This window comes from Terrimonas ferruginea DSM 30193, from assembly GCF_000425585.1.
Taxonomy (GTDB): Bacteria; Bacteroidota; Bacteroidia; order Chitinophagales; family Chitinophagaceae; genus Terrimonas; species Terrimonas ferruginea.
This window is the reverse complement of record NZ_AUDS01000008.1, coordinates 112,418-134,272: the sequence shown is the minus strand read 5'-3', so window position 1 is coordinate 134,272 and position 21,855 is coordinate 112,418. Positions and strand designations below refer to the sequence as shown.

The 21,855-nt window shown below is 46.9% G+C and carries 23 protein-coding genes; 10 read left to right on the top strand and 13 right to left on the bottom strand.

Annotated features, from left to right (window positions below):
* Window positions 1-58 precede the first annotated feature (58 nt).
* Genes H608_RS0100575 through H608_RS0100555 form a run of 5 tightly spaced genes read right to left on the bottom strand, consistent with a single transcriptional unit; the run spans window position 59 to window position 2,459 of the window.
* Entirely contained in the window at window positions 59-622 is a 564-nt protein-coding gene (locus H608_RS0100575) for a DUF4256 domain-containing protein (RefSeq protein ID WP_028785966.1), read from the bottom strand.
* 40 nt (window positions 623-662) lie between these two features.
* Window positions 663-1,052, bottom strand: coding sequence for a DoxX family protein (locus H608_RS0100570; protein WP_081658736.1), 390 nt, complete (start codon window positions 1,050-1,052; stop codon window positions 663-665).
* Between the two features lie 10 nt (window positions 1,053-1,062).
* Window positions 1,063-1,656: a YdeI/OmpD-associated family protein gene (locus H608_RS0100565; protein WP_211226998.1), complete on the bottom strand. Its 594-nt coding sequence runs from the start codon at window positions 1,654-1,656 to the stop codon at window positions 1,063-1,065.
* 5 nt (window positions 1,657-1,661) lie between these two features.
* Window positions 1,662-2,129, bottom strand: coding sequence for an SRPBCC domain-containing protein (locus H608_RS0100560; protein ID WP_028785963.1), 468 nt, complete (start codon window positions 2,127-2,129; stop codon window positions 1,662-1,664).
* 9 nt (window positions 2,130-2,138) lie between these two features.
* On the bottom strand, window positions 2,139-2,459 hold the full coding sequence (locus H608_RS0100555; protein WP_028785962.1) for an ArsR/SmtB family transcription factor: 321 nt from the start codon (window positions 2,457-2,459) through the stop codon (window positions 2,139-2,141).
* A gap of 59 nt (window positions 2,460-2,518) precedes the next feature.
* Here H608_RS0100555 and H608_RS20730 point away from each other — a divergent pair, with 59 nt between their 5' ends.
* Both H608_RS20730 and H608_RS0100545 read left to right on the top strand, forming a co-directional pair.
* Window positions 2,519-3,391, top strand: coding sequence for a carboxylesterase family protein (locus H608_RS20730; protein ID WP_081658735.1), 873 nt, complete (start codon window positions 2,519-2,521; stop codon window positions 3,389-3,391).
* An 84-nt stretch (window positions 3,392-3,475) separates the two neighbouring features.
* Entirely contained in the window at window positions 3,476-3,766 is a 291-nt protein-coding gene (locus H608_RS0100545; protein ID WP_028785961.1) for a GNAT family N-acetyltransferase, read from the top strand.
* Window positions 3,767-3,833: 67 nt separating this feature from the next.
* Here H608_RS0100545 and H608_RS0100540 read toward each other — a convergent pair whose 3' ends face one another.
* The 3 genes from H608_RS0100540 to H608_RS0100530 form a co-directional block, all read right to left on the bottom strand.
* A complete protein-coding gene (locus H608_RS0100540; protein ID WP_028785960.1) occupies window positions 3,834-4,838 on the bottom strand; it encodes an IS30 family transposase in 1,005 nt (334 codons plus the stop codon).
* A gap of 135 nt (window positions 4,839-4,973) precedes the next feature.
* Complete coding sequence (locus H608_RS0100535; protein WP_051267877.1) at window positions 4,974-6,227, bottom strand: serine aminopeptidase domain-containing protein; 1,254 nt, start codon at window positions 6,225-6,227, stop codon at window positions 4,974-4,976.
* Between the two features lie 70 nt (window positions 6,228-6,297).
* Window positions 6,298-7,440, bottom strand: a complete 1,143-nt coding sequence (locus H608_RS0100530) for a hypothetical protein (protein ID WP_155989997.1) — start codon at window positions 7,438-7,440, stop codon at window positions 6,298-6,300.
* Between the two features lie 128 nt (window positions 7,441-7,568).
* On the opposite strand from H608_RS0100530, the gene H608_RS0100525 reads away from it, so the two are divergent.
* Entirely contained in the window at window positions 7,569-8,330 is a 762-nt protein-coding gene (locus H608_RS0100525) for a DUF3050 domain-containing protein (protein WP_028785957.1), read from the top strand.
* A gap of 98 nt (window positions 8,331-8,428) precedes the next feature.
* On the opposite strand, the gene H608_RS0100520 is transcribed toward H608_RS0100525, so the two are convergent.
* Together H608_RS0100520 and H608_RS0100515 are read right to left on the bottom strand one after the other, a co-directional pair.
* On the bottom strand, window positions 8,429-9,106 hold the full coding sequence (locus H608_RS0100520; RefSeq protein ID WP_051267876.1) for a rhodanese-like domain-containing protein: 678 nt from the start codon (window positions 9,104-9,106) through the stop codon (window positions 8,429-8,431).
* Window positions 9,107-9,120: 14 nt separating this feature from the next.
* Window positions 9,121-10,104 carry a GlxA family transcriptional regulator gene (locus tag H608_RS0100515; protein WP_028785955.1) on the bottom strand — a complete coding sequence of 328 codons (984 nt, stop codon included), beginning with the start codon at window positions 10,102-10,104 and terminating at the stop codon, window positions 9,121-9,123.
* 166 nt (window positions 10,105-10,270) lie between these two features.
* Here H608_RS0100515 and H608_RS0100510 point away from each other — a divergent pair, with 166 nt between their 5' ends.
* From H608_RS0100510 to H608_RS0100480, 6 genes are all read left to right on the top strand, one after another.
* The gene (locus tag H608_RS0100510) at window positions 10,271-11,041 is read left to right on the top strand and encodes a sensor histidine kinase (RefSeq protein WP_028785954.1); all 771 of its coding nucleotides are present in this window, start codon (window positions 10,271-10,273) and stop codon (window positions 11,039-11,041) included.
* On the top strand, window positions 11,034-11,702 hold the full coding sequence (locus H608_RS0100505) for a response regulator transcription factor (protein WP_028785953.1): 669 nt from the start codon (window positions 11,034-11,036) through the stop codon (window positions 11,700-11,702). The genes H608_RS0100510 and H608_RS0100505 overlap by 8 nt, the downstream gene beginning before the upstream one ends.
* 381 nt (window positions 11,703-12,083) lie before the next feature.
* Window positions 12,084-12,740 (top strand): DUF3800 domain-containing protein, encoded by a 657-nt coding sequence (locus H608_RS23275; protein ID WP_051267875.1) that lies wholly within the window; start codon window positions 12,084-12,086, stop codon window positions 12,738-12,740.
* Between the two features lie 594 nt (window positions 12,741-13,334).
* On the top strand, window positions 13,335-14,285 hold the full coding sequence (locus tag H608_RS0100490) for a thioredoxin family protein (RefSeq protein WP_028785952.1): 951 nt from the start codon (window positions 13,335-13,337) through the stop codon (window positions 14,283-14,285).
* A 31-nt stretch (window positions 14,286-14,316) separates the two neighbouring features.
* Entirely contained in the window at window positions 14,317-17,502 is a 3,186-nt protein-coding gene (locus H608_RS0100485) for a SusC/RagA family TonB-linked outer membrane protein (protein ID WP_028785951.1), read from the top strand.
* A gap of 18 nt (window positions 17,503-17,520) precedes the next feature.
* Complete coding sequence (locus tag H608_RS0100480; protein WP_028785950.1) at window positions 17,521-18,861, top strand: RagB/SusD family nutrient uptake outer membrane protein; 1,341 nt, start codon at window positions 17,521-17,523, stop codon at window positions 18,859-18,861.
* 71 nt (window positions 18,862-18,932) lie between these two features.
* Here the strand turns inward: H608_RS0100480 and H608_RS0100475 are convergent, their stop codons facing one another.
* The 3 genes from H608_RS0100475 to H608_RS0100465 all read right to left on the bottom strand — a co-directional run bounded on the left by H608_RS0100475 (window position 18,933) and on the right by H608_RS0100465 (window position 20,365).
* Window positions 18,933-19,262: a hypothetical protein gene (locus H608_RS0100475; RefSeq protein WP_028785949.1), complete on the bottom strand. Its 330-nt coding sequence runs from the start codon at window positions 19,260-19,262 to the stop codon at window positions 18,933-18,935.
* Window positions 19,263-19,328: 66 nt separating this feature from the next.
* Window positions 19,329-19,757, bottom strand: a complete 429-nt coding sequence (locus H608_RS23270) for a MauE/DoxX family redox-associated membrane protein (RefSeq protein WP_051267874.1) — start codon at window positions 19,755-19,757, stop codon at window positions 19,329-19,331.
* Between the two features lie 146 nt (window positions 19,758-19,903).
* Window positions 19,904-20,365 (bottom strand): Hsp20/alpha crystallin family protein, encoded by a 462-nt coding sequence (locus H608_RS0100465; RefSeq protein ID WP_028785948.1) that lies wholly within the window; start codon window positions 20,363-20,365, stop codon window positions 19,904-19,906.
* A 278-nt stretch (window positions 20,366-20,643) separates the two neighbouring features.
* On the opposite strand from H608_RS0100465, the gene H608_RS0100460 reads away from it, so the two are divergent.
* A complete protein-coding gene (locus H608_RS0100460; protein WP_028785947.1) occupies window positions 20,644-21,831 on the top strand; it encodes a hypothetical protein in 1,188 nt (395 codons plus the stop codon).
* Window positions 21,832-21,855: the final 24 nt, after the last annotated feature.

Genomic DNA, 21,855 nt, shown 5'->3' with positions numbered 1-21,855 from the left:
TGGCGCAAAATTCGGTCGTTTTATGAAAGCGTCAAGGATGTTTTTTGCGGCCTGACGATCACACCCGCAACAGGCCGCGGAATCCGCGTGCAGCATAATACGACTCTGCACCGTTGTGGTAAACAAATACATGACCATAGCGCCAGTCGCCGAACAAGGCGCCTTTCAGCTTTCTGATATCGGGAGGCGTAACGATCCAGCTCGATGTTTTGGTATCAAACTTCCCGAGCTTTTGCAGCTCGCGGTATTGTTCTTCCGTCAACAATTCAATTCCCATTTCCTCAGCCATGCCTACGGCACTATGATTGGGCTTATGTTCTTTTCTTGACTCTAACGCTTCATGATCATAACAAACGCTTCTGCGTCCCTTGGGGCTTTCGGCCGAGCAATCAACAAAAAGGTATTCGCCTGTTTTTTTATCGTAACCAATTACATCCGGTTCACCTTCCGTACTTTCCATTTCATCCAGCGACCGGAGTTTGCCGGGATTAGTTTCCAGCTTCGCTTCCACATCGGCCCAGGCGATTCCTTTGTGGCGTGCCATATTTTTTTCAAAACGGGTTTTTAACGCCCGAAGCAGTTCCTTGCTCTGTTGGGCGGGTAACTTTTTGTTAGGGCTCATGGTTCATTTGTTTGAAAAGGAGAGATGAATTTACTACAGATCAATTGGAATGAGTGGCAATTCTTCTATTGGGCGGGCGGAAATACCACGACAAAACAGTCAGTGCAATCAACAACAGTCCGGGGCCGATTTCTTTAAAAGAATCGTTCATGATAATATGGGAAACAACGGCGCCCGACATCACAAAGAAAAAACCGGCATAAGCCCATTCTTTCAACAAAAGAAATCCCGGAACCAGTACAGCGATGACGCCCAGGATCTTCCAGGCACCGATAATCGTAAGCAGGTAAGCCGGGTATCCGAGATGCGTGATGCTGTCGAGCTCTTGCCGGTGATGCAGGAGTTGCACGATGGCTGTGGACAACATGCCCAAAGCAAGCCATGCCGTTGCAATCCAGTAAATGAGCCTGTTGCGTTTTTCGATTTTCATGGTTGGTAGTTTAATCGTTTAATCCTTTTCCCTGCATGATATGCGGAATCGCTTTTTCTATTCTCGACTCGCGTGTTTTGGATTGTTTCGGCGCTGCAAAATGCAACAGGTAGGCGCGTTGGCGTCCGGGAGTCAGGGCTTCAAATGCTTTTTTGAGCGAAGCTTTTTTGTCGAGTTTTTGTTGAAACTCCTCCGGAACTTCATAAGCCGTAGTCTTTTTCAAAGGCACTTTCAATCCGGCACGTTCAATCTCGATGGCTTCATACACGTATGCTTTGATAGCTGTTTTATGATTGGTTACTTCTTTGGCATCAGTAAAGCGAAACTGTCTCGCCGCCTGTACATTTTTCGACTGCTGAATAAGCAGTTGCTGTTCATCGCGAAGCAAAGCGCCTTTGAAAAACAAGAGCGCACAATATTCTTTGAATGTATGGATCAGCACGATGTTGCTGCCTTCGGACGTATAGCAGGGGCAACCCCACTTTAACTCTTCGTTCAGCCCGCAGTCAAGTATAAGCGTACGAAGGCGTGTGATGGCTTCCTGCCATTTTTCTGCTTTATCAAAATAAAAATCAACATCCTGACTGATTGCATGTTTTGCCATAACGATTATTTTAGTTGGCTGACAACTTTCTGTAACTGGTCGTGTGCCATATTGATGCCATAGGCAAATGGCAGCTTCAGCATTTCATCGCGGTGGGCATTGGAGCGGTACACGATGTGCATATTCAGCCTGCTGGTGTCTTCATTAACGGCTTCGAATTCGAGGAACTCGAGTTGAACTTCAAACCCTGCGTTGTCCATTTCAAAAGTCCGGACGATCCGTTTGTTTTCGACAAACTCGTGCACGGTGCCATTAGCGCTGAACAAAATATTTCCTTTGTCATCAGATGTCTGGAACTGCCAGCTGCCATGTTTTTTGTTTTCCAATTTGAGCACTTTGGTACCCATCCATTGTTCAACGATCTCGGGGTCCTGGTAAGCTTTGAACAGGAGTTCGAGTGGAAGATCGAATTCCCGGGTAATCAGCAAATCGGAGCGGCCGTCTTCGGCGTGGACTTTTGTTTTTTGTTCCATATAATAGCTTTATTTCGGTTTGTGTTTTTTCATGATGGCTTCCAGCTTATTGAAGCGATCGTCCCAAAGTTTGCGGAAGGGTTCGATGAACGCGGCGATCTCTTTTATTTTCTGTGGATTCAGGTGATAATGCATTTCGCGGCCGTTTGGTTCCTGTTCGATCAATTCGCATTCGATGAGGATCTGCAAATGTTTGGAAACGGTTGGGCGCGCGGTATCGAAATTGGCCGCGATGGCGCCGGCCGTCATGGATTGCGAGGTGAGCAATAAAAGAATCGCTCGTCTTGTCGGATCAGCGATTGCCTGGAAAACATCCCTTCTCAGATTCATTGTGTAGCTATTTGGCTACAAATATAAGCGTAGTTATTTAGCTACGCAAATTTTTTCTCGTGGCTTTTTATCTTTACGCAAAATACGATCAGATGAATCTCCGGTACTTATGGACAGGCTTTGTTGCAGCGATGGTCATTTATTCATGCGGCGCTTCGGAGGCATTGCACCAGACACGTATACCGTCAGCGGATACGTTGGCAAGACAGCAGAAAGTAATGGCTTTGCGGTCGATACCGGTGGAAATGTTTGACAGTCTTGTTTTTGAAAATAAAAGTGGCCGCCTGCCGTACCGGTTTCTTCGGGCGCCGGAACCGGTCGCCAAAAAATATCCGCTGGTGATTGTATTTCACGGATCTGGCGCTGTGGGAACGGACAATCGCGGCCAGGTAGGCATACTGGCAAAGTATTTTGCGGATTCGCTGAACCGCCGGGCTTTTCCGGCGTTTGTAATAGTGCCGCAGTTTCCATCCCGGTCATCGAACTACGTAATGGACAGTACGCGTGCTGTGTTGCGATCAATCATGCAGCCCTGCGGGGAAATGGCCCTGGCCTTGATCGATCACTACCGGCATGATCCGCGTATCGACACTAACCGCATCTATGTGGTTGGATTTTCGATGGGTGCATCGACGGTCACGAATGTGATATCGCGCCATCCGGAGTGGTTTGCTGCAGCCGTTAGTATATCGGGTATTCCGCAATTTGACCAACTGGATCGTCTGCAAAAATTTCCGTTAATGCTGATCCACGGAAATGCGGACAATGAAAACCCGATTGACAGCGACCGCCGCTTTTTCGGGGAGATTAGCCAAAAGAAAAATGCAAAAACAAGCCTGATCGAATACAACGGTCTTGGACATAATGAGATGCAGCAGGAAATTGTTAGCAGAAGAAACTGGGCGGAATGGCTTTTCTCAATTCAAAAGTAAAAAGTCAAAATTCAAAATATCCCGATCTCGCTGCTTCAGGTATCTTTTTTTGAATTATTAATTTTGACTTTTGAATTTATAACTATGGAAATAAAATTTGAAAGAAACGAACGCAATCATCAGGCATTCGACCTGTATGAAGGAGGGGAGAAGAAAGGCGAAATGGAAGTGGGTATTCACAACAACCTGTTGACAGTTTACCACACCGAAGTATTTGCCGGAGGCGAGGGCAAGGGCTGGGCAAAACTAATGCTCGATGCCATGCTTGCACATGCGCGTGAAAACAACCTGAAGGTGGTACCGCTTTGTCCTTACGTGCTGGCGCAGTTCAAACGCCATCCGGAGTTGTATGAGGATGTGTGGCAGAGAGAATAATGTGAAAATGTGATAAATGTGAAAATGTGATAAATGTGAAGATGTGAAAATGCAAAACAATCCAAGTTCAAGTAGCTAGTGCAATTTTTTGTTGTAGTACTTGATTAGGTGTTAGATAATTAAATTTCCGTACAGGTCTTTCGTTCAGAAAGGCCTGTATTTTTTTTATTTGTTGATGATTAACCAGGCTAAGATCCGTTTTTTTAGGTAGAAAGCGTCTTAATACGCCGATCCTGTTTTCCACTGTTCCTTTGTCCTGGCTGGTATAGGGACGGGTAAAATAGGTGCTGGCTTTGAGCTTATCGGCTATTTGCAGGTGTCCGCTAAAGCTTTGATCATTATCAAAGGTCAATGTTCTGATCTCATAGTCCGACACAGACAATCGTTTAATGATAGCCCGTGTAATGTCCCGGCTGTCCTTGGTAAGGAGCTTGTGTAAACGGGTATGCAGGGTAGCTCTGTCGGTCATTACCAGGATAGCACCCCGGTGGTTTTTGCCCACCATCAGATCTACTTCAATATCCCCGGTACGCTCTCTTTTGGCTACAATGGCCGGTCTTTTGTCAATGCCTACCCGGCCATGGATAATACCCCGGGAGTCCTTGCGGTTACCCCGTTTCCTTCGCCTGCGACCATGCCTGAGCAGCCGGAAAATCTCTTTGTAAGGGCGATCCTCTCCGCAGTTAGAATGCTTGCAATGCCAGATCCACTGATAAATCCGTTCATGGCTTACCATCGGCTGTCCCTGCCGGCGAAGGTAGGCGCTGATCAGTTCAGGGCTCCACTTCTGTACCTGCATCAGCGAACAAACCTGCAGCTTCTCTGCTTCATTAAATACCACATGTTTAGGCTTATGCGTATGGCGCAGGTCAGCCCGGCGCTGGGCATTAAAGGCAAGGTACTGTTGGGCATGTTTACCGCGAAGACCGGTATTACGCTTTAACTCCCGGCTGATGGTACTGGGATGAACATTCAATTGAGCAGCAACCTGTTTTTGTTGGCAACCCGCTAAAAGCAATACCTCAATCTGATATCTTTGTACCAAACTGAGATGAGTGTAGTTTTTTGACATAAGTAATCCAAAGATTGCACTACTCAGTCAAAAGAAAAAAGCCCTTAAAAGCTTTTTTCTTTTGTTTTCAAAAATTGCACTTATCTATTGAACTCAGCCAATAACACATTTTCACATTCGTCGGAAGTCATACTCTCACTTCGTAAACGCTATTATCGCCTCCACTAGTTCCCGGCTTAAAGGCAGATCAGCTTTTGTATAAGTCGCAATGTTAGCTGCGCGATCGGACGGAGCATTTTTGAGGATATGGTTCATACTATCGATGATCAATTTTTTCGATGAAGGAAGCGCTTTATGCAATACTTCAGCATCGGCAACGGGCACCTGCACATCCGTACCGCCGCCGATGATCAGTACCGGCATTTTCATCTTTTTAATTTCTTCACGCGGGTCGAACCGTATCCAGGAAATGAGGTAAGGTTGTAGTTGCGGGTTGAAGATGGATTGCAATATTGGCGGCACCTCTTTAACCGTATTGCCATTTTTAAGACTGTCGAGAATGTTATCGATCTTATTGCCCATAATGGGCAATTGTTGTTTTAACTGACGCGATAAGGTATAGTTGATTGGTTCGCCTGCGCCGCAGAGCGAAATAAAACCTTCCGCTTTTTCTTCCCGCGCGGCGACCATACCGATCAGGGAACCTTCGCTGTGTCCGGCGACAATCACTTTTGACACGCGTTTGTCTTTATGTAATTCCTTTACGAGCGTGGCTGCATCGCTGATATAATCATTGAACAAGGCTGAGGTGGCGGGCGGATTGAATGAACTGCTTTCGCCGACGCCGCGCTTATCATAGCGGAAAGAGCCGATGCCGTTTTTCGCCAAGGCTTCTGCCAGCAGGCGATAGGAGCCGGCGGTCAGCAAGGGAATGCTGTTCCCGTTTCTGTCGGTGGAACCGCTGCCGGCAATAATCATTACAATGGGAAATGTGGTTTTGTTGTCTGGCAACATCAATGTGCCATAAAGCTTGCCACCGTTTACGTCAATTGCTTTCTCTTCTTCTTTAAATGCAGAAATTACCAGGTTTCGTTCTTTACTTCCCGATACGAAGAAACCTATGATGCCCTTGTCGTTAAAATTAATAGCAAAAACAAGGATGGCTTTTTCAAAAGTGCCATCTACTGATATGGAGGCGTCGTTAGCGGCGGAACTGCTCGACACGGATTCGCATTTGCCATAAGCCGCGGAGATCTGCTGCCAGGCGCCTTGTAGTACAGGGCCGGAGAGCTTGCCCGCTACTTCCGGCGCAACCAGGGTTGCTGCAGAATCCGCTTCGTTATTACTGAGCCATTGCATGAAGCGGACCGCTTTGGTTTTATTATCGGATTGCGCAGTCGTAGCAAAGGGAAGGCATACGGCGATGAATAAGAATAAACGGGTTGTCATGCTAAAAGATTTATTGCTGGTATCAGTGATTCAGACGAATATCCCATTTTTTTCTGTAAGAGCCAATCCGCTAATCGGCAGGAAAGGGGAAGCGGTATTGACGTACACTCGGTTCCTGCAACATTTCTTTCCTGTAACGCGGCGTAACTTCCATGTCTGTGAAGGCTTTGTCCTCCAATACCGTTTGCTCTACCAGGGCCAGCACCTTAACAGTGGCGTCGACGCCCGTCCTGAAATTGTCATTGCTTAGGCAGATAAAATAACGCCCCTGTGATAAGGCGGGGTGCGTGACCTTCTCCACTCCGCCGGGACCTTTACCATTTCCGTAGTGACGATAAGTCTGGTTATTGATAAACAAATTACGGTTATCCTCATCGGTAATAGCATAGATCACATCTTCGCCTAACGTAGGAATAATGAGTTCTGTAACGACTCCTGTAATCAACGCCCCTAACGGAGTTAAGGGGGCAGTCTGTATTGCTACTTTTTGTACAGCTCTCAGGTTTTTCTCCCAGGCCTTACGTGCTTCGTCTCCCACGGCAATCCAGTAAGCCCAGCCAATGACCCGCTTACGGTTATTAGGAAGATTAACATTCACAGGAAGTAAAAAACTAATACTGGTGGTGTTTCCGTTACCATTGGTTACGGAATGCACGCGCTGTATCTTATCAATGATCAGTTCTTCCAGCGTATCTTTCCTGACTACTACTTTTCTCACGGTCTGATTATAAACGGTATCATAACCCTCTGCCACATTTTTTATAACAGTATTCCAGGTTGTATCAGAACGCATCTTCCATACAACGGCGGGATTGAAATGCTGTGTTTGGCGAGAAGCCGGAATGCGCTGAATATTGATATGGCAGATGCGGCTGACAAACGAACTGTTTTTGAACCGGAATACCAGCACGGTATTGCGGGTTACCGACAAGCGTTTATCTGTTATTTTTTCGATTTTGTATTCCGCGAATTTTGAAACGTTGGGATATTCCAGGATTTCAAGCTCTTTCAGGTCTTTTTTGTTGATTTCGGAAAAATTGAATACAACCTGGTCTCCGGCGGCAAAAGCAAATAAAAGTTCTTCACTGCTTTTTGCGCTGATCTTGATTTTCTGATCCGTAACCTCTACGGGTTGCTGCGCATTTACGGATGCAATGATGACAAAACTACAGATAGCTGCCAGGTTCCTGGCAATGGTGGTAAGGAGTGACATAGTATAAGGTGTTAAGCGGCTAAAATACCCTGTATCCCGATTGGTGACACCGGGGTTTTTTCCGGTTTTTCTGTCCCGGCCCATGCTTCAGACAGTTATCTTTGCACGCAATTCGAAAAATACCGGTTATGAACTACACCACTTTGCAATCTGCCATTGAAGCGGAGCGGAATAAAATCATCCATCATCCGCTTTATGCGCATTTACAGGAGCTGAAAGACCTGCAGACTTTTACCCAATACCATGTTTTTGCGGTGTGGGATTTTATGAGTTTGCTGAAAAGTTTGCAGCGCCATCTTACCTGTGTAGCCAATCCCTGGCTGCCTGTAGGTTCGGCCAATACACGTTTCCTCGTCAATGAAATCGTAACCGGCGAAGAAAGTGATGTGGACCAGGAAGGCAACCGTATAAGCCATTTTGAATTATATCTCCGGTCAATGCAGGAAATGGCTGCCGATACGACCGGCATTTCCAATGTAATAAAAGCGTTGGCTGCCGGTAAAACGGTACGGGATGTTATCAATAACGAACCCTTGCCACCGGCAGTGAAAGAATTTTGCGGATTTACATTCGAGTTGATTGAAAATGCTCCGGTACATGTGCAGGCGGCCGTGTTTACCTTCGGCCGTGAAGACCTGATCCCCGATATGTTTCATGAAATGGTGACGCGTTTATCAGAAAAATATCCCTCCGAGTTAACTACGTTCCGTTATTATCTCGAACGCCATATTGAAGTAGACGGCGATCATCATAGTAAGCTTGCGTTGCAAATGGTGGAAGAACTTTGTGGTGAGGACAGTCAGCGCTGGCAGGAGGCGACCGAAGCCTGTGTAAAGGCGCTTACGTTGAGAAGGAAATTGTGGGATGCCGTGGCGGAGAGTTGTAAGTAGTAAGTTATAAGTATTAAGTAAACAGCCGACCTGTTCACCCATTGACGATTCACCATTCACCATTGACGATTCACCATTCACCATTGACGATTCACGATTCACCATTGCTTCGTTATCTCCTTCACCTCCATCACTCCTTCTTTCCTCCAGATCTCTTTTCCGTTTTTATAAAGAATAATAGTGGGGAACGAATGGACCTGCAATTGATCCATTAATGCATCCTGTCCGCTGCCATCGACGCGGATCACTTTTACTTTTGGGTATTGTTGTTCGATGGAATCGATCACCGGAGCCATCTTACGGCAGGGTGGACACCAGGGAGCACCAACATCCGCCAGGGCCAGCCCCTTTGCCGGAATACGCGACAGATATTCAGCATAACTGATTGGTGGTATGGCTTCTGCCTGTTCTACCGGTTTATTAGCTTTTTTCCAGGCATTGATGCCGCCTTGCAGGTTGTATACAGTAAAGCCTTTTTCACGGAGCCACTGCGCAGCGGCACTGCTGCGGCCACCTACCAGGCAGTAAACATATACAGGCTTTTGTTTGTCGAGACTCTGCACACGCTCACGAAACTGATCGGGCTGGTTCCAGTCTGCCTGCAATGCATGTTTCAGGTGGCCGGAATTATATTCCTTCGATGTGCGTACATCTAACAATTGGATAGTTGTGTCAGCGACTTTTTGAGAAAATTTTTCTGCGTCGAGTTCGGACTGAGCACAAACCTTTGCCACAGGCAAAGCCATAAACAGGATAAAAAGGAAGCGTAAAAACATACCGCAAAGATAACTCATGCCGCAGGAATGCTGCGGTTGTATTTATTGCGGTACTCGATGGGCGACAGGCCCGTTATCTTTTTGAATGTGAGGCGAAACGCTTTCGGATCTGCGTAGCCAACGCTGTACATCACTTCGTTTACGTTTTCTCTTGACGACTCCAGGCTTTGTTTGGCCGCTTCGATCTTGACGCGCTGGATATATTCCACCACCGTGTTCGATGTTGCTTTTTTGAAACGGCGCTCAAGATTACGTCTGCCAAGCGCCAGCATATCGGCCAGTTGATCGACAGTGATACGATCCTGGAAATTTTTTTCGATGAACAACTGAGCCTGTTTAATGGAATCGTCTTCGTGATCTTTCTGCCCGCTGAACATGATAAACGGCGACTGGCTGTTGCGCTCGATATCCACCTCAAAAATTTTCGAGGAGCGGAGGGCCATTTCCCTGCCGGCAAATTTTTCTACGAGGTATAAAATAAGATTGAGCGAAGAATAAGCGCCGCCGCTGGAATAAATACCGTGTTCATCCGTAATGATCTTATAAGGTTGCAGATTAACCTCCGGGTACATTTTTTTAAACTCATCTGCCGAAAGCCAGTGCGTGGTGCAACTGCGGCCATTGAGCAAACCCGTTGAAGCAAGAATGAAAGCGCCGATACACAGCGACACCAGTTCTGCGCCATTTTTATATTGACGCACCAGCCAGGGGATCATGGCGGAATTGGCCTCCACCACTTTTTGCATATCACCGTGTACGGCGGGAATAATGATCAGATCGGTCTGTTCGATCTCCTGGAATACTTTATCGGGGTGAATGCGAAACAGGCCTTTGCCCACGGAGGATTCGCGCGTAAGACCCGCCAGTTCTACTTTGAAAAGCGGAAGGCCGCCACGGGCTTCCACGGCTTCGTTTACTTTGGAAAACATTTTATAGGCAGCTTCAATATTGCTGAGGCTGGTTTCGCCCTCGGGGATGAGGATGGTAATCTTTTTCATCTACCAAAAGTACCGGCTGCGGCCGTCGCAATCAACCCCTGTAATGGCCGTATATACCCCCTTTAAAATGCCTTTCAAGTGCAAAAAGCGTAGTAGTACGGTTTTTTATAAGGCTATTTCCGATAAACTTGCCGCTGTAACTTAGTGATGCCCTAAACTTTATCCGATGGATCTGCATGAGCGAACACTATACCAGGCCATACTGATCACGGCCTGCCTGATTGGTTGTTGTCTGATTATATTTATGGCCATCATGGTAAGGCTGCACCGGCGTTATGTACGGTTGCAGCAAAATCGCACGGAAGTGGAGATTGCTATCATGGAAAAGGAAAGGCTGCGGATTGCGTCCGATCTGCATGATGATCTGGGTCCGTTGGTATCGGCCATAAGGTTTCAACTGGAAGAAATAGAGCCGGCTACCGATGAAGACCATTTACTGCTGGAAAAATCCCGTAAGCATCTCGATCACATACATGAGCGGTTGCGGGTCATTGCGCATGATCTGCTGCCGGCCGTATTGATCCGCAAAGGTGCAACCGATGCGATTGTAGCATTTATTCACGCTGCACAGGAATCATTTCCGGTAAAAATAAATTTAACCGTCAACCCATTGCCGCCGCTTTCGCAACAACAATCCATTCAGCTATTTCGGATGGTACAGGAGATCGTACACAATACGGCACGCCATGCAAGGGCATCAAAACTTGACATTCATTTTTTTGTAAAAGATAAACTGGTCCATCTTTACGGGGTAGATGACGGTTGTGGCTTTCATGAACACATTATCAATAACAGCAGGCACTCCGGACGCGGCTTATATCAGTTATATCACAGGGCGGAACTGCTTGGCGGATCGTTTTATTTAACAACATCTCCCGGTAAAGGCACTTCGATAACTATTACGTTTCCTGCAAAGTCAATTGATACGCATGAATAACTATCCTGTCACCATTCAGATTGTGATGGCCGATGACCACGAGATTTTCCGGGATGGATTTGCTATTCTGTTCAGGCGTGTGCCGGATATCGTGTTGGTCGGCAGTGCAGCGGATGGCCGGTCGTTGCTGCGTTTGGTTGAATCGACGATGCCAGACGTAGTACTGGTAGATATTGAAATGCCGGAGATGGACGGGATAGAGGTAACGAAGCTTATCCGCGAGCGGTTTCCCCAGATCGGCGTTATTGCGCTTTCTTCCTACGATAATGATGTATTGGTGATCGATACCATTAAGGCGGGTGCACAGGGATATCTGTTGAAAAACGCCAGCAAGCGTGAAATCCTCGAAGCGATTCGCGCGGTGCATCAGCAGGAAAACTACTACTCACCACATATTGCGCAACGGCTGACAAGATTTATTGCCACCTCGCGTTTCGATCCCAATAATCCGCTGGCCTCGGAAATACGCTTCTCTGAGCGGGAGCAGGAAATCATGCGGCTGATCTGCAGCGAGCTCTCCAACCGCGACATATCGGAAAAGCTGTTCCTAAGTATCCGTACTATCGAGGGGTATCGTTTGCGCATAATGGAAAAGGCAGGTGTGCGTACGGTGGCGGGATTGGTAGTATTTGCGATCCGGAGGGGGATTTTTAAGTTGTGAATGCGTGAATTATCAATAGTCCATTTGCTGTTTACTTTTCCTTGGTTCGTGAATACACGAACCAAGGGTGTAGGATTGGTAGTGTTTGAGATAGTCTATTTACTGTGTACTCTCCATGGTTCGTGTATACACGAACCATGGGTGTGCGATAGTTTAGTCGCTCCGGGACCACGGCTGTTTTACTTACTACTTCCCTGATGCCTTCCCTCACAATTAAGAAATCTTTTACAAAGAAATTTAGCAGATCAGTCTGGCATTTGTATATTTGTGAACGGCAGATAAAGCCTGAACAAGCGTGACGACCATCTGGGTTATCATAAGTGTACTGTAAGTGCACCGCCTTCAGGGACTGCCTTTTTTTATGCCCATACACTACTACGAATGCACAGCCATATTTACATGGATGAAAGCGGCGATTTAGGCTGGAAATTTCATTCACCATACCGACAAGGAGGATCAAGCAGATACCTGACAATTGGTTATTTGATTAACCCAATTACGCATTGCAATATTCCCAAACGTCTGGTCAGAGATTTTTATAACAAATTCAATTTTAATCCAAAGGTTGAAATAAAAGCTTCTGATCTGAAATCGCATCATAAAGAGTTTATCTGTAAAGAAGCGATAAAGATGGTAAATAAGTACACCGATTTTAATTTAGGGGCAATTACTGTCCGGAAAGAAGGTGTAAATGCCGGATTCAGAAGAGACGGAAATTCTCTTTACAATTACATGATGGGGGAGTCGCTTCTCGATCACATTGACCTGCACGAAACGTGTAAAATAACCAGAGACTACCGGAACGTCAAACGGTTAAGCGGAAGCAGTTGTATTGATTACCTGCAGACGCTTACTTTTTATCATAGGAATAAGGAAACATTTTTGAAGGACAACCCAACACATAGTCATACTGATGATGGTATTATCTTTATCGACTGGATAACAAACATCGTTTGGAGTAAATATGAAGACAAACATTCCTCCTGGTGCGATTTGCTTGCCGGTTCTATTAGGGAGAAGCAATTGTTTTTTAACTAAGGCCAAACTTGATTCTTCCATGGTTCTTGTATACAAGAACCATGGGTATGAAAAAGCTATCACCTTCTCCCTTACTTACGCCCTACACCTTCCACCTTCTCCCTCCGGTTTTCCCTACCCAATTTCTCCTATCGCGTTTCCACGAATGTTTTCCTCATTGTTTTGCGGGTGTTTTCACCTTACTCATTTTTTAATCAATTGAATAGCTGTTGCTTCAGGCTTGTAAGCCCGCATCAACACCAGCCGCATTAATACGTACTGTTTTCATTTCAGCATACAGGTGATTTTATTCGTCTTATTGACGTATGTTTTTTTTATTCCACCGTGTTCTATATTTGGTCAGACCGCCAGTCACGGCAACCATGTACTCCGCTGTCCGGAGACCATGAACCTTCCTCATTGCCGGGCGGAAGTTTAAACCTTTTGTTATGAAAATGGCCGCTGCTTTTACTGCTCCCATTTTTTCCGAGGCTTCCCTCCGGCCGCACAGGGCTATTTATCTCGTGCGCAACCAATACGCCAAGAAGCCAAAGAACCCTGTGTAAGGAGCATCCTTCCTGCTCCTGATTTATTGATCTTAAAATTTTAGGCAAAATGAAAACATTGTTTTTCGTCCTGGGCATCCTATGCCCGGCATTGCACCTGCATGCCCAACCACTCACTGTTGGCGATACATTACACTGGCAACCCGCTGTTGTTTACAGCAAAGGACAGCCACGTGCCTTCACGGGCAAAGACCAGCCGCTACTCCTTGTTTTTATCAACCCCACCTGCGGAAGCTGCGACCAGCAGTTGCGTTATCTCGACAGCATCGGCGCCTCATTGCCCGCGTCCTTACAAATTATTGCAGTCACGCGTTATACCTATCCCGAACTGCAGAACAAATTGCTGACACCTGCCCTGCTCCGATCCCCTCACCTTTCTTTTTTAACAGCTGATACGCTTTTACGAAAGCGATTTCCTTATTATCTCGTTCCCCATCTCGTATGGATCGGACATTCAGGGCGGGTGGCAGCAATTACAGGCGCCAAAGAAGTAACACCTGCTGCGCTCAATGACCTTACCCACCGAAAGACGATCAGTCTTCCGCTAAAGAAAGACTTCATAAACTTTCAACGCGAGCAACCTTTCGCTACACAGGAAGAGTTGCTGCTTCTCCGGCCACCGTTGATCAGTTCTTCCCTGTTGCCTTATGCCGAAGGTTTGGCAGACGGCGTGGGCAGACATTTACTTTATAATAATTCAGTACGCCGTATTTACCTGATTAATGTGACGCGGAAAGAACTTTATTATTATGCCACTCCTTCCTCTGAAAGAAATTTCGATTTAAGACTGCGCGACACCCTCGCTTTCAATCCTGCATCCGATAGCAATCAGTACCGTTATTGCTACGAACTGATGGTGCCAGCCACCACAGATCAATCCACCATCCGCCGGCTGATGCTCGAAGACTTTGACCGGCTTTTCAACTACCAACGCAAAGAAAAAACTGTGAAAACCAATGGCCGCCTCATTACAAGCACCATCCTCACCGACCGGCTATAGAACCATTTCTTCACCAAAACAACCTATACTTATGCGAACATTCATTTTACTGATCATGCTGCTCACGGCATCCGCGCTTTCGGCGCAGGACCCGGGTAGCTACAGCGGCCACATACGCCGCTCCGGCGAACGAACGCCGGTGGCCCACGCAACCATTACCGCCATCCGGAGCCGTACACACACGGTGGCCGATGCACAGGGTTCTTTCTCCCTGCTGATCACCACCACACCGGATACGCTACGTATCAGCGCTGCGGGTTACCAACCGCTCGATATGCCCGTTACAGCGCTTCAATCCTCCGGCAACGAAATTTTGCTGGTTGCTTCCACTGACCTGCAGGAAGTAAACGTGATCAGCACCGGCTATCAGCGCCTGCCACGCGAACGTATCACCGGCTCCTTTGAAGTAATAGACAGCACCATATTGAACAGGCAGGTGGCCTCTTCATTGCTCGATCGCCTCGAAGGTCAGTCATCGTTGTTGTTCGATAAAGCAGTAAGCAGGCCCGGCATCACGCTGCGCGGGGTTAGTTCCTTTAACGGTCCGAAAAACCTGCTGGTGATCCTGGATAATTTTCCCTATGAAGGAGATTTATCCAACATCAACCCCAATGAAATTGAAAGCATTACCATCTTGAAAGATGCGGCCGCCGCTTCGATATGGGGTGCACGTGCCGGCAATGGTGTGGTAGTGGTTACCACCAAAAAAGGACGCTTCGATAAACCACTACAGGTTTCCTTCAACAACAGTTATACGTTTGGCGGAAAACCGGATCTTTATCAACTGCGTTACGCGGGCTCGGCTGACTATATAGAAATGGAACAGTTGCTGTTTGCGCGGAACCACCGCTTTTCAGATACCCTGTCCAATTTCAAACCCGTATTTACACCGGCCTATGAAATTCTCTTCCGTCAGCGAAGAGGGGAATTGTCTGCGGCACAAACCAATTACCTTCTCGACTCGCTCCGCCAGCTCGATTACAGATCTGACATGGAGAAATACCTGTATCAAAACTCATTGAACCAGCAATATGCACTGGGAATAAGTGGCGGCAGCAGACAGATGTCCTGGAATTTTTCTGCGGGTTATGATAACAACCGGAGCAGCGCCGATGCGGTATATGAACGATTATCCCTGCGGTCGGCAGCTTCGATAAAACTGTCGAAAAAACTGGAAGCCGATGTTTCCATTTCCCTGAACAACGGCACCATGACTTATAACCGGCCTGAATGGAGCGAAATCACATTCAACGGAGTAATGCTATATCCGTATGCGAAACTGATGGATGATAATGGAAACGCATTGCCTATCTACAAGGATTATCGTCAATCGTACAAAGACACGACCGGCATGGGAAAGCTGCTGAACTGGAATTATTATCCGCTGGACGATTACAAACACACGCAGAACAGAACACAATACAGACACTGGCGTACAACCGCAGATCTGCGGTACAAACTGTCCTCATTTCTTACGTTGAATGCCAGCTTCCAGCATGAAGACCAGGTAAAATATGGCACGAGGTATTATGCCCAGGAGAGCTATTATACCCGGGATCGCATAAATACCTATTCACAGCTTAACCGGGCTACCGGCGCCGTGAAATACAATATTCCATTAGGCGGCATACTGGATAACAGCGATGACATGATGCAGGCGCTGAATGGCCGCCTTCAGATGTCTTTGCAAAAAAAATGGCATGATCATGAGATCAGCGCCATTGCCGGATCGGATGTAAGAAAAACCGTAACCACCTCAAAGAATTACCGGTTATACGGCTACGATAAGGAACACGAGGTAAGTACACCGGTGGATGTGGTAAACACAATCCCTACCTATGTCAGCGGATCTCAAACGCGCATCTCCAACATCGATTCCAGGAGCCGGAAGGATAACCGTTTTGTTTCTTATTACGGAAATGCGGCTTATACTTATTTGTCGCGTTACACCGCTACAGTGAGTGCGCGGCGTGATGCATCGAATGTACTCGGCGTAAATACCAATAACCGTTGGAACCCTTTGTGGTCGGCCGGCGTGGCCTGGAATGCCGCAACGGAAAAATTTTATCGCGTAGAATGGTTGCCGGTTTTGCGTTTCCGCGCTTCACATGGATTCAGTGGTAATGTAGATCCTGTGAGATCTGCGGTAACGATTATTCGCTACGGAACCACTTCACAATTCACGCCTTTGCCCATATCCGTAGTTACGCAATATGCTAACCCTGAATTAAGATGGGAAAAAGTACGGATGCGCAACGTGGCCGTTGATTTTGCCACTTCAGGTAACCGCATCAGCGGCTCGCTGGAATGGTATTGGAAAAAGGCGACAGACCTGATCGCTACGACACCTGTAGATCCCACAGCGGGCGCTGGTAATACCGTTTTGCGGAATGTGGCGGCCATGAAAGGAAGAGGCGTGGAGCTTAGTTTGCTTACCCGCAACATCGATAAAGCTTTCCGTTGGGAAACACGCGTGTTGTTCAATTATAATACAGACGAGATTACCAGTTTTTACAATGTGAGCTTTACCGGCTCCTCCTATGTAAAAACCGGATCGGCGATTACAGCGCGGGAAGGCGCGCCGGTGTACGGCATTATTGTTTACAAATGGGCCGGGCTCGATCCTGCCACAGGTGCACCACGCGGATATCTGAACGGGCAGGTGAGCAGTGCTTATTCACAGTTAACGGGTAATGGCATTACACAAAACGACCTGGTAACGAAAGGGCGAAGCACACCGGCTTATTTCGGTAACCTGGAAAATACATTCAGTTGGAAAGGTGTTTCTGCCACGGTGAACCTGCTTTATAAGTTTGGTCATTATTTTATGCGGAGGTCTGTTGACTACAGTCAGGCGTATAGCGCCCGAAACAGATTACACAGTGATTTTGCTGACCGCTGGCGGCAACCCGGCGACGAACTGCACACCGATGTGCCGGCATTTGTGTACCCCGTGCCTGCAAATTTTGACGCGTTTTACAGTAACTCGGAAGCATTAGTGGAAAAAGCGGGGCATGTACGGCTACAGTTTATCAGCCTGAACTATCAACTGCCCGGCAACTTACTTGCGAGAGCCGGTATTAAAAATATCAGTGTGTACGGATTGGCTTCCAATCTTGGTATCATCTGGCGCGCCAATAGCAAAGGCCTCGATCCGGAGTACCAGGATCTGCAACCCATCAAAACCTATTCAATCGGCCTGCGTGCCGGATTTTAACCAACAAAAAATTATAGCATGAAAAAAATATTGCTGATCTTTTGCAGTAGTTGCTTACTGCTTTCCTGTAAAAAATTCCTGGATGAGAGGCAGGATGCGGCCATGGTGATACCATCTACGCTCGATGATATTGAAAAGATGATGGATCATGGCAATGCCATGAGCTTCATGATGGCTGACCATGCCGACGGTAGTTCTGACGATGTATATGTTCCGCCGGCAACATTAGCCACCCTTGACCAAGGGAGTTATAACAATTATACATGGGGTCCTGAATATTTTTTCGATCAGGTCCAGTCTACCTGGTCGCAGGCTTACCTCGTTATAAATTACACCAATATAGTGCTGGAAAAAATAAGTGAGATCGACCGGACAGATCGCAACGCCCTTCAATGGGACCGCGTTTATTCCACTGCACATTTTTTCCGTGCATATGCTTATAATCTTTTGATAAACACTTTTGCCCCGGCTTATGATCCGTCCACTTACCATACGGACATGGGTGTTTGTTTAAGGTTAAAATCAGACTTCAATATTCTCTCTGTTCGCAGCAGTGTGAAAGAGTGTTACGATCAGATTTTGTTCGATGCCACGGAAGCATTGCGTGGATTGCCGGTTGAGCCGGTTTATAAAACAAGACCCTGCAAGCCCGCCGCGTTCGCATTGTTGGCGCGTATTTACCTTACCATTAACGACTTTAAGAAGGCAGGTGATTACGCTGATTCATGCACCCGGTTGTATCCGACACTGTTGAACTATAACAATGTCAGCCTCAATCCGGGAGCGGCATTCCCGATGTTTAACGAGGATGTAATCTTTCATGCCGTTGGCGGGTCATCCCCGTTCATGTTTCCTAACAGGGTAAGGGTCGACACGTTATTGTACCGTTCTTATTCCACCGATGATCTGCGGCGAAAGTTATTCTTTAATACGGTCACAGACGGTCAGGCACACACCGGGTCATATGCAGGGGGATATTTTTTTTCCGGGATTAGTTCACCAGAAGCCTACCTGATCAAAGCAGAAGCGTTGACGGAACAGGGGTTTTATACCGATGGTATGGCAACGTTAAACCTGCTGCTTGAAAAAAGATGGAGAACGGGCACATTTGTTCCATTGACGGCCAATTCTAAAGAGGATGCTATCGCCATAATCCGTACAGAGCGAAGAAAGGAGCTGACGTTTCGCGGTCTGCGTTTTTTCGATCTCAAAAGATGGAACAAACGGGGAGCAAATATCATTGTAAGACGAAAGATCGGAAATGAACTGCTCGAGTTGTTGCCCAACGATCTGCGTTACGCCATACCAATTCCCCGCCGCGTTATCGACATGACCGGGATGCCGCAAAATCCACGTTAATTGCCGATTAGTTTTTAACTCCGTACACAGAAAACAAAGGGGCTGCTCACAACAGCCCCTTTTTTGCGCCGTCAGTTAGCGCGTTTGGTAATCAGATCAAATTCTGACTCGTTGTCTACCGGGTTGCCGGAAGAAAAATCGGGAAGCCACAGGGCAGGGTCGGAAGATCCCATTTCATCAATATCTGCCTTGATCGTACAGATTACTGTGCCTGTCACACAGCCGTCTGAAGGCTGCACGTTGCCTACATATTCGTAGTGCTCCGGCTGCGTACCGTCACCACTCAAGCGCGTGAAATAACCCTGATCGAGCGAAGCCTTTTCCACTTTAGGCGAAGGCGTAAATGCAAACAATACAGCGGCCAGCAGCAAACTGCCAAGACCAAATACATACTTTTTCATACAGGAAAAATTTAAAAGTTGTCAGATGCGTCCGTTTTTTACAGGAACAGACTTTTCAAAACCTGTTTATTGCAATAAATAGTTGAGTCTCGTTTTAATACTCTTCACCGATCCGTATAAAGCGATCAGCCAAAACACACCGTTGAACACTGTATGCACCGGCCAGCTCATGCCGCCGATCACGCCGCCACAACTGCAAGGCATGTCACGCGGATGCATCCAACCGTAAACCGTATACAAGAGAAAGAGGGTCATCAAAAATGAAGAGAGTAAAAAGCCGGCCGGCCGCAGATAAGGGATCAGCAACAACAGCACCGCCAGTAGTTCAGTGCCAATCAGCACATAAGCCCAAATCGCGTCATACAACAGCGGACCAAACGATTGCCGCAACGTAATGATCAATTGCGGAACACCCGCTGCTTTGCTGATGCCAGTGTAAGCAAACAACAGGATCAGCAGCGACGCCGCAACTTCCACCGGCCAGTTCCTTTTCATTCTTTTTTCTGCAATATGCGCCACTATAAAGCCGGGGTCAAGCGTGGCACTACCTGATTTGACTGCGTAGTACTACCTTTTAAAAAAATGAAAAGCTGCCCGCACCGAGGCAGACAGCTTTTGCTTTTTAACACTAAAAATCCCACTTAATTTATCTCGATAGTCCGGTTGGTGCGGGCAGCACGTTCGGTCTTCGGCAGGTTGAGATGGAGAATACCATCCTCGTAACGCGCCACGATTTTTTCCGCATCCACCGAATCATCCAGCGTAAAGCTCCGGCTAAACGATTGATGCTGGTACTCCTGGCGCACCCAATTGCCTTGTTTGTCTTTTTCTTTTTTCTCTGTTGAATGTTCAAATGAAATCATCAATTGATTTCCCTGAAGATTGATTTTAAAATCTTCCTTCCGGCATCCGGGTGCAATCAGTTCCAGTTCATAAGATTGATCCGTTTCACGGATGTTCACCGGAGCAGTTCTCAACGGAGTCTTTTCCAGACCCCAGGGTTCATCGTCAAAAAAGCGGTTAAGACTGTTCCGGAAAACCTGGTCCATTACATTGCTGAAAGAGGGACCGCCATTGTTTCTTTTTACCAGATTTGTGGTCATAACAACCTCCTTGTTTTTATTTTTTTACAATCAACCAGAAAACAGCGAAAGCTGTACCAGTGGCCACAAAACTGAAAATCCGTCCTTTTCCTTGTCAGTTTTGCAGTTTTTCCTGCAAAAAATTCACTTTAATAGGGTTTAAACATCTGATATACAACAAATTAATGCTTTCTTTTTCGGGGAAAAACCACCGCCGGATTCAGCCCTAAAACCCTTATTTTCGCTCCCCTGCTATTGCAGGCTGCATCCATCTTTTTAAAACAATTGCCGACGAACCAATGTCGTACCTTCTTTCGCTTAAAGAACTGGTGAACACCCTTTACTGGGCGCGGGATCTGCTGGTGGAAATGTTTGAGAAGCGAAAGTCTTTTGCTTTCAAATATGATGACGCCGCCGAGATCATGGGCGAGGACAAGCTGGAGATACTCATCAATAAACAATTGCTGCGGCGCAACGGTCCCTACGTGGAAATCGACGATCAGTTTCAACAATTTTTTGAACAGGTACTCGAGGTCAACGAAGAGATCAATACCTCTTATATTAACGAAAATATTCAGCAGGTTAAACAACACATCGTTTATTACCTGCAGGAAAATAACGAACACCGCCGCTATTCCTATCTCAAACAGGTCAAAGGAGCGCTCCGCAAGATCGGGCGTATCACACTGCGCAATGTGATCGATCTTAACCGGAATATCGAGAACACCTTCAAAACAGAACCGAATTACGGCATTAAGATCGCCAAACTGGAATCGCTCGATGAAAAACGACGTGCCGTTTATAACCTCATCGAACAAACCGATCACCTCATCACCGATGAAGAACTCACCTTCTTCACCACGGCGATGGACGAAGAACTGAAACAGGTAGTCGGATTGCTGCGCGGCCAGTTGACCGAAAGCCGCCACAACCTTATCGAAACGCAGAAGCAGGTGATCGAATACCTGAACCAGGTTAAATATCATAGCCGCGTACAGGAAAAAATCAAACAGGTGAAGTACCTGAAAGATCAGTTCGAACTCAAAGCCAAGACCAACCTGGCCGAACTGATGCAGCAGAAAAACGATGTGGTCTTTGAATCAAGACCTGCTTATCCGCTCAAACTTTCACTCGATCTGCTGCACACCGATGAGGGCAACCAGTCGGTGCGCAAGGTGGCGGACAAACTAAAACAAGCCAAACGCCCTTCCATGGCCGTGGCAGAAAGCATTGCCAGCGACGACCTGCTGCCCCAAACGGAAGAGGAAATTTACATCGACCTCGAAGAGATCCGCAACGGATTCACCGCATCGGGACGCCATCTCTATAACTATATCATGCAATACAATTATCCGCGGGAAGTAAGCTATGAAGAAAAGATCACCATCTTCTGCCAGATGGTATCGATGTACGAACAGGATTTTGTGATCAAGGAAGCTTACCAGGACGATGGTACTGTTGAGTACGCAGTCGTACTGCCCCGGTAATTTTTATTTTTTATCAAAAACGCA

Excerpts from the sequence above, each read along its gene's own strand:
- H608_RS0100525 (WP_028785957.1), top strand. The coding sequence starts at position 7,569 with ATGAACTACACCACTTTGCAATCTGCCATTGAAGCGGAGCGGAATAAA.
- H608_RS0100535 (WP_051267877.1), bottom strand. The coding sequence starts at position 6,227 with ATGACAACCCGTTTATTCTTATTCATCGCCGTATGCCTTCCCTTTGCT.
- H608_RS0100480 (WP_028785950.1), top strand. The coding sequence starts at position 17,521 with ATGAAAAAAATATTGCTGATCTTTTGCAGTAGTTGCTTACTGCTTTCC.
- H608_RS0100510 (WP_028785954.1), top strand. The coding sequence starts at position 10,271 with ATGGATCTGCATGAGCGAACACTATACCAGGCCATACTGATCACGGCC.
- H608_RS0100575 (WP_028785966.1), bottom strand. The coding sequence starts at position 622 with ATGAGCCCTAACAAAAAGTTACCCGCCCAACAGAGCAAGGAACTGCTT.
- H608_RS0100465 (WP_028785948.1), bottom strand. The coding sequence starts at position 20,365 with ATGACCACAAATCTGGTAAAAAGAAACAATGGCGGTCCCTCTTTCAGC.
- H608_RS0100485 (WP_028785951.1), top strand. The coding sequence starts at position 14,317 with ATGCGAACATTCATTTTACTGATCATGCTGCTCACGGCATCCGCGCTT.
- H608_RS0100520 (WP_051267876.1), bottom strand. The coding sequence starts at position 9,106 with ATGTTTTTACGCTTCCTTTTTATCCTGTTTATGGCTTTGCCTGTGGCA.
- H608_RS0100530 (WP_155989997.1), bottom strand. The coding sequence starts at position 7,440 with ATGTCACTCCTTACCACCATTGCCAGGAACCTGGCAGCTATCTGTAGT.
- H608_RS0100540 (WP_028785960.1), bottom strand. The coding sequence starts at position 4,838 with ATGTCAAAAAACTACACTCATCTCAGTTTGGTACAAAGATATCAGATT.
- H608_RS0100565 (WP_211226998.1), bottom strand. The coding sequence starts at position 1,656 with ATGGCAAAACATGCAATCAGTCAGGATGTTGATTTTTATTTTGATAAA.
- H608_RS0100560 (WP_028785963.1), bottom strand. The coding sequence starts at position 2,129 with ATGGAACAAAAAACAAAAGTCCACGCCGAAGACGGCCGCTCCGATTTG.
- H608_RS0100515 (WP_028785955.1), bottom strand. The coding sequence starts at position 10,104 with ATGAAAAAGATTACCATCCTCATCCCCGAGGGCGAAACCAGCCTCAGC.
- H608_RS0100475 (WP_028785949.1), bottom strand. The coding sequence starts at position 19,262 with ATGAAAAAGTATGTATTTGGTCTTGGCAGTTTGCTGCTGGCCGCTGTA.
- H608_RS0100570 (WP_081658736.1), bottom strand. The coding sequence starts at position 1,052 with ATGAAAATCGAAAAACGCAACAGGCTCATTTACTGGATTGCAACGGCA.
- H608_RS23275 (WP_051267875.1), top strand. The coding sequence starts at position 12,084 with ATGCACAGCCATATTTACATGGATGAAAGCGGCGATTTAGGCTGGAAA.
- H608_RS23270 (WP_051267874.1), bottom strand. The coding sequence starts at position 19,757 with ATGAAAAGGAACTGGCCGGTGGAAGTTGCGGCGTCGCTGCTGATCCTG.
- H608_RS0100505 (WP_028785953.1), top strand. The coding sequence starts at position 11,034 with ATGAATAACTATCCTGTCACCATTCAGATTGTGATGGCCGATGACCAC.
- H608_RS0100460 (WP_028785947.1), top strand. The coding sequence starts at position 20,644 with ATGTCGTACCTTCTTTCGCTTAAAGAACTGGTGAACACCCTTTACTGG.
- H608_RS0100555 (WP_028785962.1), bottom strand. The coding sequence starts at position 2,459 with ATGAATCTGAGAAGGGATGTTTTCCAGGCAATCGCTGATCCGACAAGA.
- H608_RS0100490 (WP_028785952.1), top strand. The coding sequence starts at position 13,335 with ATGAAAACATTGTTTTTCGTCCTGGGCATCCTATGCCCGGCATTGCAC.
- H608_RS0100545 (WP_028785961.1), top strand. The coding sequence starts at position 3,476 with ATGGAAATAAAATTTGAAAGAAACGAACGCAATCATCAGGCATTCGAC.